Here is a 13,075-nt window from a genome sequence, read left to right on the forward strand (position 1 = left end):
ATAGGTGAACGCTGCCTCATTTTTTGCTTTTGTCCAAGTTATAGCTAGCATTTTTGCCAAGATCACGTCATTCACGACGAAATGAGCGAAATTAAGCATAACGAGTCCCGGACAAGCACTGCGCAGAAATTAATTCTGCACAAAACGGTCGTTATGGTGGGTATGATGGGTGCGGGTAAGACAGCCGTGGGCCGTGCGTTGGCCGCGCGGCTCGGGGTGCCATTCCTGGACAGCGATGCCGAGATCGAATCGGCGGCCAACATGACCATCCCCGAGATTTTCGCCCGCGACGGTGAGCCGTTTTTCCGGACCAAAGAAAGTCAGGTGATCGGACGCCTTCTGGACAATGAAAAGGGCATTCTTTCGACCGGTGGCGGAGCGTTCTTGTCGGAACATAATCGCCGGATGATCTCGGCCAAAGGGGTATCGGTCTGGCTTCGGGCCGACCTGCAAGTTTTGTGGAACCGGGTTCGCCACAAGGACACACGCCCCTTGCTGCGCACGTCGGACCCTTTTGCGACACTGCGTGTTCTCTATGAGACCCGCGTGCCGGTTTATGGTCAGGCTGACCTGGTGGCTCAGTCGGACGGCGAGACCGCGATCGAGGATATGGTGGACCGGGTTGTTGCAGCGCTGCTGACACGTCCGGACGTATTGGAACAGAAGTAAATGCATCAAACAGTACATGTGGATTTGGCCGAGCGCTCTTATGACGTTGAAATCGGTCCTGATCTTCTGGCGCAGGCCGGGGCGCGCATTGCACCGTTGTTGCCCCGTCGGCGCGTTGCGGTTCTGACGGATGAAACGGTTGCTGATTTGCATCTGGACGAGCTGCGCGATGGCCTGGGGGCCGCCGGGATCGAGATGAGCGCTCTGGCGCTGCCACCGGGCGAGGCCACCAAAAGCTGGCCCCATTTCGAACGTGCAGTCGAATGGCTGCTGTCAGAAAAGGTCGAACGGCGCGATGTCGTGGTCGCCCTGGGCGGGGGGGTCATCGGCGATCTGGCCGGGTTTGCGGCGGCTGTGCTGCGACGTGGGGTGCGGTTTGTTCAGATCCCGACCTCATTGCTGGCTCAGGTGGACAGTTCGGTTGGCGGTAAAACGGGGATCAACGCGCCCCATGGCAAAAACCTGATCGGTGCTTTTCACCAACCATCACTGGTTCTGGCCGATACCTCGGTTCTCGGCACGCTTACAGCACGCGATTTTCTGGCCGGGTATGGGGAAGTCGTCAAATACGGTCTATTGGGCGATGCTGCGTTCTTTGAGTGGTTAGAAGAGAATGGCCCGTCCCTGTCTGCTGGTGACATGGCCGCACGGGTGCAGGCCGTAACCCGCTCGGTTCAGATGAAAGCCGATATTGTCGCCCGCGACGAAACGGAACAGGGCGACCGGGCGCTATTGAATCTTGGCCATACCTTTTGTCATGCGCTCGAAGCCGCGACAGGATATTCCGACCGATTGCTGCATGGAGAAGGTGTGGCCATAGGGTGTGCGCTTGCGTTCGAGCTGTCCTCGCGCCTTGGTCTGTGTTCTCAGGAAGACCCAAGTCGCGTGCGCGCGCATCTGCGGGCCATGGGAATGAAGACCGATCTGGCCGACATCCCCGGAGATCTGCCGGACGCACCTGCCTTGTTTGATTTGATGGGGCAGGACAAGAAGGTCATCGACGGCCAGTTGCGGTTTATTCTGGCCCGCGGAATCGGCGACGCGTTTGTGACTGCCGAGGTGCCGCGTGATGCAGTTCTGACTGTGTTGGAAGATGCCTTGAACACGCGCTAAGCCCATCAGCGTCCCTGTATCACCATCAACTCGCCGATGTTTTCACGCGTGATATAGCCCACCATCTGACCCGTCTTCGTGCAAACGGCAATTGCGGGTGCGCCCTGATGCAGCCCTTCGAGCACTTTGTTCAGACCTGTGGTCAAGCTAACCCGGGGGATATCCGTGTCCATGACCGACGTCACCGGATCCGAGCGGGGATGATCACTTGCCAAAGCGGCAAGCAGCCGGTTTCGGGGGACAAAGCCCAACAGTGTGCCATCCTGATCCAGCACCGGAAACTCGTGCTGCGTCGTGTGAATGACGGCATGGGCCGCAATCGCAAGCGTATCCAAAGGCGACAGGACGTGAAACTCGGTGATCATGGCATCGCGGGCCAGGACACGCCGGGCGACCGACTGCATGGCCACATCCTGACTTTCCGCATTGGCCGCGACAAAGACAAACACAGCGATCAGCACCAGAATTGGATTTCCTGATGTCAGTCCAAAAAAGCCCAGACCAACGGCAACGATCTGCCCGGCGATGGCGGCAAACCGAGTGGCCTTCACGCGATCCATTTTCAGACAAAGCAACGCCCGGAACACACGCCCGCCATCCATTGGAAAGGCAGGGATCATGTTGAACGCGGCCAGCAACAGATTGATGTAGGCAAGGCGGTTCAGCAGGTCGAGCCGGGGGGAGTCGATCTGGCTCAGCGTGTCCGGCTGAATGCGTGCGCCGAGGATCATCAGAACAAGCCAGATCGCCACGTTGACCGCCGGGCCAGCCAAGGCCACCCACACTTCCTGCATGGGTTTTTCCGGCATCCGTTCCAACCGGGCCAAACCACCAATGGGTAGCAGGGTGATGTCGGGCGTTCGGATACCAAACCGTCGTGCCATCAGCGCGTGCCCGAATTCATGCGCGACGACGCAGGCAAACAGGGTCAGGACAAATAGCAGGTTGTTAATGGCAGCGGGCCATCCACCACTGCTGTAAGCTGCGAACCCGACCCATGCGAGCAGCAGAAAAAAGGTGACATGGACCCTCAGTTCCGAACCGAGTAACCGGCCGAGTGAGAAGGACCATGCCATGTTGTATCTCCGTTTCGATTAGAACGGAATCTCGTCGTCATCGATTCCGCCCGATGCCGGTGCGGGCGCGCTGGACTGGCCCCCATATGGGTCGCCATAGCCGCCGCCGGCCTGTCCGCCACCATAGCCGCCGCCCTGACCGCCGCCGCCTTCGCCACGGCTGTCAAGCAGTGTCAGCTCTCCGCGATAGGGGCGCAGAACGACCTCAGTCGAATAGCGGTCCTGACCGGACTGATCCTGCCACTTGCGGGTTTCCAACTGGCCCTCGATATAGACCTTGCTGCCCTTGCGCAGATATTGCTCGGCAATACGGGCCAGTGGCTCCGAGAAGATCGCGACCGAGTGCCACTCGGTCCGTTCGCGCCGTTCACCCGTGTTCCGGTCTTTCCAGTTTTCCGAGGTGGCGATGCGCAGATTGCACACTTTGCCCCCGTTCTGGAACGACCGCACTTCGGGGTCTCGGCCCAGATTGCCGACCAGAATGACCTTGTTGACTGAACCCGCCATATATTCCCTCGTTCTTTTCTGACTGGATCGCGCCCGAATCTGACGCCTGTGTTCTCGTGCCGACCCTATACGGCCTGCGTCATGGTTAAAACATGGTTGATCGACGCAACGGGTCCGATCAAATTTTTTCGAACCCGTTTACCAAGCTTTCATTTCCATCTGGAATACCTATAATCCGTCTGGTTGTTGAGCGGGCAGGATAGGCATCTATGCGCTTTCTGGTTGGTGGTATCTCGGTTTTGGGACTGTGTCTTGTGTCTGTTGCAGCACAAGCGGAAACGCTGTCGACGAAGAACCGACAGGCTATATTTCTCAAGCAATCCAAGGTGCTTGATGGACGCGCTGCCAGTCAATATCGCGGCTCAGAACGGCTGAAGCCGAAAACAAAGCACACCGGATTTAACAAACGCTATACCGGAAACTACCGAGGCCAGTATCTGGATCACGCCCGCCGTGTGGCCCGTCAGCATAACGTCCCGGAAGAGCTTTTTCTGCGTCTGGTGCAACAGGAAAGTGGCTGGAACCCTCAGGCCAAATCCCACAAGGGCGCGCTCGGCTTGGCCCAGCTCATGCCGCAAACGGCAAGGGCCTTGGGTGTGAACCCGCATGATCCGATACAGAACCTTGAAGGCGGCGCGCGGTATCTGTCGACGCAATACCGGAAATTCAAATCCTGGCCCCTTGCATTGGCCGCTTATAATGCGGGCCCGGGTGCTGTTGAGAAATACGGCGGAATCCCGCCCTACGCCGAAACCCAGAACTACGTGAAGGTGATCTGGGGCGGGTAATCCGCCGGTGCCGCGTTGCGGCAGGACGGATTGTTGATCGCTGCTGGACCGGCATAGTAAGCTCAAGCGGTCGAAACCGCAAAAGGCGCCCCGCCAAGTGACCGTTGATCGTCCGGAAATTCCACAGGAAACCATCGAAAACTGGCAAAGCCTGGTTGATCTTGTTGCGCAACTTGCCGATGTGCCAGCCAGCCTGATCATGAAGACTGACGCACCGCAACACGCCGTTCTTGTCACTTCTGATCACCCCGAAAATCCGTATCCGGAGGGGATGACCTTTCATCTCCATCCAAAGCTATACTGTCAGGGCGTTCTTGAGCGCGACGATGAGCTTGTGGTCGAGGACGCTGATTGTGATCCGCTGTGGATGGATAATGAGGATATGGAACACGGCATGTCCTTTTACATCGGTCTACCGTTGAAATGGCCGGATGGCAGGGTCTTTGGCACGATCTGTGTATTGGACCGCAATCGCAATCGCCAAGCTTTGTTGTTCCGTAAGGGCCTTGCTCAGTTCGCACGAATGGTCGAAGCCGATTTGGCATTGTTGCAAGAGGTTTACCTGAGACGCGCACTGGAGCAGAAACTGACCGAAACGCTGTCGCATCTTGAAATCCGCGTGCAACAAAGGACCCGTGAGTTACGCGAAACAAATACCGCGCTGCGGGTTTTACTCAGCAACGTGGACGCAGACCGCCAGTCGCGAGACCAGGAAATTGTGGACCAGGTGCGTGGTATGGTCTTGCCGTATCTTGACAAGCTTCGGGACCATGTCAGCGGTAATGAAGCATCTCAAATCTACCTGGATCTTGCGGATAAGAACCTAAAGCAGATTACTTCAACCTTGTCTGATAAGCTGACGGATGCCTTTGCGATCATGACGCCGACCGAGATTGAAATTGCGCAGTTGGTCATGTCTGGAAAAACTACCAAGGACATCGCCAGGGCCTTGTCCCGAGAGACATCGACGATCGATTTCCACCGCAACAACATTCGCAAAAAGCTTGGGCTGGAAGGGCGCGACCAGAACTTGCGCAGCCATCTCCTCACGATTTCGTGAGCGGGTTATATGGGGAAAGCCCCCATATTCCCCCCGTGTTTTTCCCGTCTGAGGTTCCCCAAACGCAATTGCTAGGCTTGCCGCATTGGCCGGTAAACGCCGGTGTTGCGAATTCAAGGGAGGAACCAGAATGGATCGGAAAGATCTCAAGCCAACATTGATGAATGGAAAAAAGGACCAGCTGGCCACAGGAGTGTCGCGGCGTTCATTTTTTATGGCAGCCGGTGCTGCCGGAGTTGGGGCAGGGGCGTCACTATTGACGTCTAAACCAGCCGATGCCCAATCACAGGCGTGGCTGCAGCCGGGCAACAACAATCATGTCATCGATTTGCAGGGTTCGACCGGTACTGCCAGCAGCGGCGCAGTCGGTATCGACTATTTTGGTCACTGTGCGATCAGGATTACCTCACCCAACGGTGCTACGGTTCTGTTTGACCCATGGCGTGATGACCCATCTGGCGCCTGGGGTTTATGGTTCAGAAACGAGTTTCCGCAAATTCCGGTTGATATTACATTGTCCACACATGCGCATTTCGACCATGACGCGATTGAGCGGCCAAATTCGACAATGGTTCTGGACAGGATGGTCGGTAAATTCGAGTTCGCGGATGTGAAAATCACCGGATTTGCGGACAAGCACGCTTGTGTGGCTCCCGGTTGGTATGACTGGACGAACGCACTTGCAGAGTTTGGGGTCGAGGCATGCCCGCCGAATAATGTCGGTCATATGGATATGGTAGTTTATCTGGTCGAGACCGGGGGTATTCGGACACTGATCTGGGGTGATAACCGCCACAACCCACCGCAGGAGTTTTGGGATGCCATTGGTCAGGTTGATGTGTTGACACTACCTGTCGACGGCTCAGAGCACATCCTGAGCTATGATCAGGGCAATGACATCGTTTCTAAACTGAAGCCCAAGATTATTATTCCGACCCACTATTTGAACGAAGTCACGTCTTATACGCTAACGACGCTGCAATCTGCCGATGAATGGGTCAAGGGACAGAAAAGCCATAAGATGCTGGACAGTGCCAGCCTGTCGCTGGAAGCCGCTGAGATATCGGGCATGAACCAAGAGTTCATGCATTTCGGAAACAATGTCTTGACGGGTTGAGGTTCAGGAATGGGCTGCCTCTTGCGCGTATCCAATATTCCGCGTGTTTCCGTTACAACGCCCATCGAACGTCATAGGGCCGGTCTTGAACCGGCCCCTTTCAGTACGCTGAGCATTACTCAGCCGCGATTTTGATAACGGGCTCCATCCGGGCGAGAATATCTTCTGACAGGTGGCACTTGACCTGATGCCCATCCGCCAGCGTCTGAACTGGCGGCACATGGGACTCGCAGCGCCCGTCCGGCACTTCGGACTTCCAGCGGCATCGGGTCTGGAACGGACAGCCCGGCGGCGGGTTCATGGCCGAGGGGATATCGCCTTCCAGCACGATATGCTGCTTTTCAACGGATGTGTCCGCGATGGGCACGGCGCTCAGCAATGCCTCGGTATAGGGGTGATAGGGCGGGGCAAAGACCTGATCTGTGGTGCCCAGTTCGACCACATGACCCAGATACATCACCATCACCCGGTCGCTGAGATAACGGACAATGGACAGATCGTGGCTGATGAACAGCAGGGTCGTCTTGTGCTCGCGCTGAATTTCCATCAACAGATCAGTCACCGCCGCCTGCACTGATACATCCAACGCCGAGACGGGCTCATCCGCAACCACAATTCGGGCGTCCCCGGCAAAGGCGCGGGCGATACCCACGCGCTGTTTTTGTCCGCCTGACAATTGTCGTGGCATCCGGTCGGCAAACGCGCGCGGCAGTTTGACCAGATCAAGCAGTTCCAGCATTCGCTTCTTGCGGTCTGCCTCGGAATTCCCAACGCCGAAGATCTCCAGCGCCCGGATGATCTGACGACCTACGGTCATCGACGGGTTCAGCGTATCGAACGGGTTTTGGAACACCATCTGAACCTCGCCAACGGTTTTGGCGTCACGTTCCTCAATCGGCACATCTTCGATATTGCGATTGTCCAGCAATATCTGCCCGTCGGTTGCCGTCTCAAGACCCATCAACACCTTGGCGAAGGTAGACTTGCCGCAACCGGATTCCCCGACAATGGCCAGGGTCTCGGATTCGTGGGCCTCAAAACTCAACGTTTCATTGGCCTTCACAACCTTCTTCTCACCCCCGCCGAATAATGCATTCGCCGCGACCTCGTAATACTTTTTGAGGTTGTCCATTTTCAGAACGGCCCGGCCAATCTCACCCTTGTCTTTCCGCTCGCCCACGGTGATCGGTGCATTCCAGTCGATCTCCTGGAACTTCAGACAGCGTGTGTGATGCCGGTCATTCCCCGGCACAGCCTCCATCAGAATGTCCTTGGCGTCGCACCGACCTTCTTCGAAATAATCGCAGCGCGGGCCAAAATTACATCCCGGCGGGCGCTCATGCGGCAACGGAAAGTTTCCCGGAATGGCCACCAGCGGGCGCGCGTTCTTGTCGGCCCCCGGCAGAGGGATCGACCGGAACAGCGCCTGCGTATAAGGGTGCTGCATCTCGTCAAACACATCCTTGATCGAGCCACGTTCGACCGCCTCACCTGAATACATCACACAAAGCCGGTCACAGGTCTCCAGCACCAGCCCAAGATTGTGCGAGATAAACAGCATCGAAGTGCCGTATTTCTTGCCCAGATCCTTGACCAGCCCAACCACCGCGGCCTCAACCGTCACATCCAAAGCAGTTGTTGGTTCATCCAAGATCAACAGGGAGGGTTTAGACATCAACGCCATCGCAATCACGATCCGCTGCTGCTGACCACCTGACAGCTGATGCGGGAAGGAATTCAGCATCCGCTCTGGATCGGGCAGACGCACATCAGTGACCACCTCTAGCGCACGGGCATAGGCCTCCTCCGCGCCCACGCCTTCGTGGATCATCGGCACTTCCATCAGCTGCTTGCCGATTTTCATCGCCGGGTTCAGCGAGGCCATCGGCTCCTGATAGATCATCGCGATCTCATTGCCGCGAATATCGCGTAACTCCTCGGTGCTCATTTCACCCAGATCACGCCCTTTGAACTTGATCGAGCCGCCAACGATGCGTCCGTTCTTGCCCAAATCCTGCATGACACCCAGCGCCACAGTGGACTTCCCACAGCCGGATTCGCCGACCAGACCCACAGCCTCCCCGGGCTGCACGCTGACCGAGAAATCCATAACGGCGGGAATTTCCCTCAGCCGGGTGAAAAAAGAAATCGAAAGCTTGTCGATCTCCAGAATAGGCCCGTCATAATCCGCCAGTTTGTTCATCTTGCTTGCTCCTCACCAAATGCGGGATCCCCTTCATCTGGCTAAAAATATCCCGGGGGGTCCGGGGGGCTGGCCCCCCGGCCGCTCTCAATCAGTCCTTCAGACTTTCTTCGCGCAGACCATCGGCCAGCAGGTTCAAACCAAGAACCAGCGACAACAGGGCCAGAGCAGGCGGAAGGGCAGGGTGCAGATAGATCGACAAAAGCTTGCGCCCCTCATTGATCGTGGACCCCCAATCCGGGCTTTCCGGCGGCAGGCCCAACCCGAAGAAACCCAAAGTCCCCAGAAGGATGGTGGTATAGCCGATGCGCAAACAGAAATCGACGATCAGCGGACCCCGCGCGTTGGGCAGGATTTCCCAAAGCATGATGTACCACGGACCCTCGCCGCGTGTTTGCGCCGCCGCCACATAGTCACGGGTTTTGATGTCCAGCGCCAGCCCGCGCACGATGCGGAACACCGTGGGCGAGTTCACGAAGACCACCGAGACAAAAACAACCAGAATGCCGCCCGGAATGTCGAACAGGTCCAGATAGGTCGGAAGGCCCCAGATGCGGTAGCTGTCGGTGTTGATGATGTAGCCTCCGGTCGAGATCAGCGACAGATAGAACCAAAGCGCCACACCCAGAACCCCGATCAGCAGCGGCGTGCGGAAACTCGGGCGCGTGTAGAAGCGCGAATTCAGCAGAACGCCCAGGAAGATGATCGGGAAGATGAACAGGATCGCCGCCATATAGTTCGGCACCCCGGTCGCTACGATCTCGGGCGTGACCAGCAGGTAGAACAGCAAGATCACCGGGAAGGCCAGGATCAGGTTCGCCAGGAAGGACAGCAGCGTATCCAGACGACCGCCATAATACCCGGCGGGCAGGCCCAGCGTGATCCCGACCATGAAGGCAAACATCGTCGCCAGCGGTGCGATCTGCACCACGATCCACGCGCCTTTGACCATGCGGCTAAAGACGTCGCGGGCAAGGTTATCGCCACCCAGCAGATACCAGGAATAGACGCCTTCCTCCGCGCCTGCCAGCGGGGTGCCGGGCACCTTGTTCTTCATGCCGGAAACCTGCGACAGCGGGTCATGCGTGACGATCAGGTCCATTGCGCCGAAAATGCCGGTAAAGACCCAGAACATCACCAGACCAAAGCCGATCATGCCGATGGGGCTGTCGAACAATTTGCCATAAAGACCCAGCTTGCGTTTGAACGCGATCGACATGGCATAGAGGATGACCAGCGACAGCCAGACGGGCAGGAATTGCTGTGAAATCGCACCGATGATCCCGGCGCTTGTTCCCATCAGGATACCGAGCACGACATAGGCGACGGCAATCCCCACGCTGGCCAGAAAGCTATAGCGCAGCGCGGCCTGTATCATGTTCCGCAGGCCCGAGCTTGAGGTGAGCGTGCCATCGGGGTTCACGGTCATCTGGTCCTCGGGCAGCACGATGCTGGCCAGCATCCAGACGACGATGGACAAGGCCATCAGCGCCAATGCCAGAGCGAATAGCGGGTTGAGGAAGGCGATAGAGCCGGTCCAGGTAAGTGGTTCCATGATCTGACCCTCCCTTAAGAAATGCGAATGCGCGGGTTGAGGTAGACATAGCCGATATCCGAGATCAGCTGCGTCACCAGCACCACAAAGACCGACACGACCGAGATCGCCAATAACAGCTGGATGTCATTGTTCCCCGCCGCCTGTACCAGCGCCCAGCCGAACCCTTTGTAGTTGAATAGGGTCTCGACGATCACCACACCATTCAGCAGCCATGGGAACTGCAGCATGATGACGGTGAACGGCGCGATCAGCGCGTTGCGCAGCGCGTGTTTCATGACGATATTCGGGAACGAGACGCCTTTCAGGCGCGCGGTTCGGATATATTGCGCCGTCATCACCTCGGTCATCGAGGCGCGGGTCATCCGGGCGATGTAGCCCATGCCATAAAGCGCGATTGTCAACACAGGCAGGAAGAAGTTTTCAAATGTCGGGTTCTCCATCGCCTGCGTGGCTGTGCCCTTGAACCATTTCAGCCCTACGGCAGAGGACGTGAAGATCGCAATGAAGATCACGCCTGATACGTATTCCGGTGTCGCGGTGGTTGTGATGGCAAAGGTCGACAGCGTGCGGTCCGTGGCCGAACCTTCTTTCATCCCCGCCAGAATGCCAAGGATCAGGGCCGAGGGGACCATCAGCAGCATCACCCAGAACATCAGCCTGCCCGTCAAAGCTAGCCGGGTGCCGACGACGGTTCCGACTTCCTCTTTGAAGACGGTCGAATAACCCCAGTAGCCCTGAAGGATGCCGCAGAAATTAGGAGACTCTTCGGCGGTTTTGCCCGGTAGAATGCATCGGCCCTGAACAGTGCCGTCCTCATTCGTGTGCCGGTATGAGGGCAGAACGCCCAGCCATTCGCCGTATTTGATCGGCGTTGACTGTAGATACCCGCCTTTTTCCAGAAAACTCTCGACCTGTTCATCCGACATCCGGAAATTGCCCTGCGTTTTCGCAAGCTTTTCCAGGTTCGGGTAGAGATTGGTGAGAAAGAAGACCAGGAATGTCAGGCACAATGCTGTGATCAGCATGATCCCGACGCGCCTTAGAATGAAAAGTCCCATGTTAGCCCCTGTTGGTCGGCTGGCGTTGGGCGCAACTTGCCCGACGCGTTGCTATTCTGCTGGTCGCCGTATTGAGGACGAAGGGCCGCGCCTGTGTGGCGCGGCCCTTATTTGTTGCGGCTCAGGATGTCAGGCCGAACTTGTAAAGCTGCGGCAGGTCCGCGATATGCTTTTCAACACCGACCATGTTGTCGCGATGGTGACGCATTGCCGTCCGCCAATAGGGCTGGATGACCACACCTTCTTCGATCATGATCGCTTGTATCTTGCCCATCACTTCACGGCGCTGGTCCACATCCGAAAGTGAATTTGCTTCGGCCAGTAATGTGTCGAATTCTTCGTTCGAGAAAGCAGACTCATTCCAAGCCGCGCCCGACTTGTAGGCCAGGGCCAGGATCTGCGTACCCAGCGGACGGTGGTTCCAGTTGGTCGACGAATACGGGTACTTGGTCCAGTCGTTCCAGAAGGTCGAGCCCGGCAGAACCGTGTGCTTGGCCTTGATACCCGCGTCATTCAGCTGGGCCACAACGGCGGCGGTGGTGTTCCGGCGCCAGTCATCGTCGATGGACTGCACTTCGTGCTCGAAATCAGCCATGCCCGCTTCTTCCATCAGGGCCTTTGCCCCGGCGGGATCATAGGGGATGCGGGTGACCGACGAGTCATATTCGGGGTGCATCGGACCAACATGGCAGTTGTCCGCGGGGATGCCATAGCCGGACATGCCCAGTTCCAGACAAACCTCGTTGTCCACCGCCATGGCAAGCGCCTGACGGACTCGCTTGTCCGCATAAATCTTGTTGCCATCGGCGTCCTCGGCCAGCTGGTTTGGACGGATAACAATGGTAAAGCCCGACGGGATTTCCGAACGCACAAGGCCGATGCTGTCAAAGATATCGACGAATTCACCGACCGATTCCCAGTTCATGTCGATTTCTTCGGCCTCATAGGCGGCCAGGAACGCGGCCGGGTCGGTGCCGTAATCGATGAACTCGATCCGGTCGATATAGCCGCCTTTGCCGGCCTCGTAGCCCCACCAGTCATGGTCCTCGTTGCGCACCAGAACGCCTTTGACGCCGACCTCGTGACTTTCGGGCTTCATAAAGCCGGTGCCGATCGGGTTGTCGAGCATCGTGTTGGCATCAAAGCTGCTGTGAACGATTGCGCCGGGATAGTCGGCCATGCCCGGAATGATGGTGATATCGGGCGCGTTACATTTCAGCTTGACGGTGTGGCTGTCCACCACGGTGATCGCGCCCTCGGAGGCCTGCTGGGTCGCTTCGTCAACCAGCGACGCCATCCTCGAAGCCATCGAGTTGCCTTCGAGCGTTGCGTCGCACCAGCCGGTGATGTTGCGCGCGACGTCTTCGGCGGTGAAGTCATCGCCATTGTTCCACTTGACGCCTTTGCGCACGTTCAGCGTGTACTCGGTCGCGTCTTCGTTCGCTTCCCAGCTTTCCAGCAGCATGGGCTTGAACGAGCCGTCATTGTTGTATTCAACAAGATACTCCAACCAGCCCGCCGTAAAGGTCGCGATTTGCGTCCAGTCAAAGGTGCGTGGATCTTTGAGCGCGCGTACTTCCATCTGATAACGAATGGTGCCGCCTTGCTGCGGTTCGGCTGCTGCCGCGGGTGATTGCAGACCGATCATGCCATATGCGGTCGGAACGGCAACGCCCAGCGCGGTGACGCGGGCCAGAAACTCGCGACGGCTCAGATTGCCTTCGCGGTATTCCCTGGCGTGCATCTCGGCCGCCCAATGCATCGGCTTTCCATTGATTGTCTGGTTTTCCATAGATGTCTCCCTGTGACACTGAATTCTTTTGATTGCGATCTGCGTTACCTGAACAGGCTGCCGCCGGTCAGCTGGACCAAGAGCTTGTTATTCTCGTTGTGGTCATCCCCCATGACGGCATTCCGCACCAGATT

11 protein-coding genes are annotated in these 13,075 nt (G+C 57.3%); 5 read left to right on the top strand and 6 right to left on the bottom strand.

Annotated features, from left to right (window positions below; all coding sequences use genetic code 11):
- Window positions 1-81: 81 nt before the first annotated feature.
- Together ACRZ9X_RS05010 and aroB are read left to right on the top strand one after the other, a co-directional pair.
- A complete protein-coding gene (locus ACRZ9X_RS05010) occupies window positions 82-669 on the top strand; it encodes a shikimate kinase (protein WP_480516415.1) in 588 nt (195 codons plus the stop codon).
- On the top strand, window positions 670-1,782 hold the full coding sequence (gene aroB / locus ACRZ9X_RS05015; protein ID WP_480516417.1) for a 3-dehydroquinate synthase: 1,113 nt from the start codon (window positions 670-672) through the stop codon (window positions 1,780-1,782).
- 5 nt (window positions 1,783-1,787) lie between these two features.
- Here aroB and ACRZ9X_RS05020 read toward each other — a convergent pair whose 3' ends face one another.
- On the bottom strand, window positions 1,788-2,858 hold the full coding sequence (locus ACRZ9X_RS05020; RefSeq protein WP_480516418.1) for a site-2 protease family protein: 1,071 nt from the start codon (window positions 2,856-2,858) through the stop codon (window positions 1,788-1,790).
- Window positions 2,859-2,876: 18 nt separating this feature from the next.
- Window positions 2,877-3,365, bottom strand: a complete 489-nt coding sequence (ssb, locus tag ACRZ9X_RS05025) for a single-stranded DNA-binding protein (RefSeq protein WP_480516420.1) — start codon at window positions 3,363-3,365, stop codon at window positions 2,877-2,879.
- Between the two features lie 209 nt (window positions 3,366-3,574).
- Between ssb and ACRZ9X_RS05030 the strand changes: the two genes are divergently transcribed.
- The 3 genes from ACRZ9X_RS05030 to ACRZ9X_RS05040 all read left to right on the top strand — a co-directional run bounded on the left by ACRZ9X_RS05030 (window position 3,575) and on the right by ACRZ9X_RS05040 (window position 6,330).
- Window positions 3,575-4,153, top strand: a complete 579-nt coding sequence (locus tag ACRZ9X_RS05030) for a lytic transglycosylase domain-containing protein (RefSeq protein ID WP_480516422.1) — start codon at window positions 3,575-3,577, stop codon at window positions 4,151-4,153.
- Between the two features lie 97 nt (window positions 4,154-4,250).
- A complete protein-coding gene (locus tag ACRZ9X_RS05035) occupies window positions 4,251-5,213 on the top strand; it encodes a LuxR C-terminal-related transcriptional regulator (protein WP_480516424.1) in 963 nt (320 codons plus the stop codon).
- Between the two features lie 85 nt (window positions 5,214-5,298).
- Window positions 5,299-6,330: an MBL fold metallo-hydrolase gene (locus tag ACRZ9X_RS05040; protein WP_480516426.1), complete on the top strand. Its 1,032-nt coding sequence runs from the start codon at window positions 5,299-5,301 to the stop codon at window positions 6,328-6,330.
- A gap of 115 nt (window positions 6,331-6,445) precedes the next feature.
- Here ACRZ9X_RS05040 and ACRZ9X_RS05045 read toward each other — a convergent pair whose 3' ends face one another.
- From ACRZ9X_RS05045 to ACRZ9X_RS05060, 4 genes are all read right to left on the bottom strand, one after another.
- Window positions 6,446-8,533: a dipeptide ABC transporter ATP-binding protein gene (locus tag ACRZ9X_RS05045; protein ID WP_480516428.1), complete on the bottom strand. Its 2,088-nt coding sequence runs from the start codon at window positions 8,531-8,533 to the stop codon at window positions 6,446-6,448.
- A 91-nt stretch (window positions 8,534-8,624) separates the two neighbouring features.
- Window positions 8,625-10,088: an ABC transporter permease gene (locus ACRZ9X_RS05050; protein ID WP_480516430.1), complete on the bottom strand. Its 1,464-nt coding sequence runs from the start codon at window positions 10,086-10,088 to the stop codon at window positions 8,625-8,627.
- A gap of 14 nt (window positions 10,089-10,102) precedes the next feature.
- Window positions 10,103-11,149 carry an ABC transporter permease gene (locus ACRZ9X_RS05055; protein ID WP_480516432.1) on the bottom strand — a complete coding sequence of 349 codons (1,047 nt, stop codon included), beginning with the start codon at window positions 11,147-11,149 and terminating at the stop codon, window positions 10,103-10,105.
- A gap of 121 nt (window positions 11,150-11,270) precedes the next feature.
- A complete protein-coding gene (locus ACRZ9X_RS05060) occupies window positions 11,271-12,941 on the bottom strand; it encodes an ABC transporter substrate-binding protein (protein WP_480516434.1) in 1,671 nt (556 codons plus the stop codon).
- Window positions 12,942-13,075 lie beyond the last annotated feature (134 nt).

Source organism: Ruegeria sp. AL1 (genome assembly GCF_056540905.1).

Coding starts and splice junctions, on each gene's coding strand:
- ACRZ9X_RS05050 (WP_480516430.1), bottom strand. CDS start 10,088: ATGGAACCACTTACCTGGACCGGCTCTATCGCCTTCCTCAACCCGCTA.
- ACRZ9X_RS05010 (WP_480516415.1), top strand. CDS start 82: ATGAGCGAAATTAAGCATAACGAGTCCCGGACAAGCACTGCGCAGAAA.
- ACRZ9X_RS05055 (WP_480516432.1), bottom strand. CDS start 11,149: ATGGGACTTTTCATTCTAAGGCGCGTCGGGATCATGCTGATCACAGCA.
- ACRZ9X_RS05020 (WP_480516418.1), bottom strand. CDS start 2,858: ATGGCATGGTCCTTCTCACTCGGCCGGTTACTCGGTTCGGAACTGAGG.
- ssb (WP_480516420.1), bottom strand. CDS start 3,365: ATGGCGGGTTCAGTCAACAAGGTCATTCTGGTCGGCAATCTGGGCCGA.
- ACRZ9X_RS05030 (WP_480516422.1), top strand. CDS start 3,575: ATGCGCTTTCTGGTTGGTGGTATCTCGGTTTTGGGACTGTGTCTTGTG.
- ACRZ9X_RS05060 (WP_480516434.1), bottom strand. CDS start 12,941: ATGGAAAACCAGACAATCAATGGAAAGCCGATGCATTGGGCGGCCGAG.
- ACRZ9X_RS05045 (WP_480516428.1), bottom strand. CDS start 8,533: ATGAACAAACTGGCGGATTATGACGGGCCTATTCTGGAGATCGACAAG.
- aroB (WP_480516417.1), top strand. CDS start 670: ATGCATCAAACAGTACATGTGGATTTGGCCGAGCGCTCTTATGACGTT.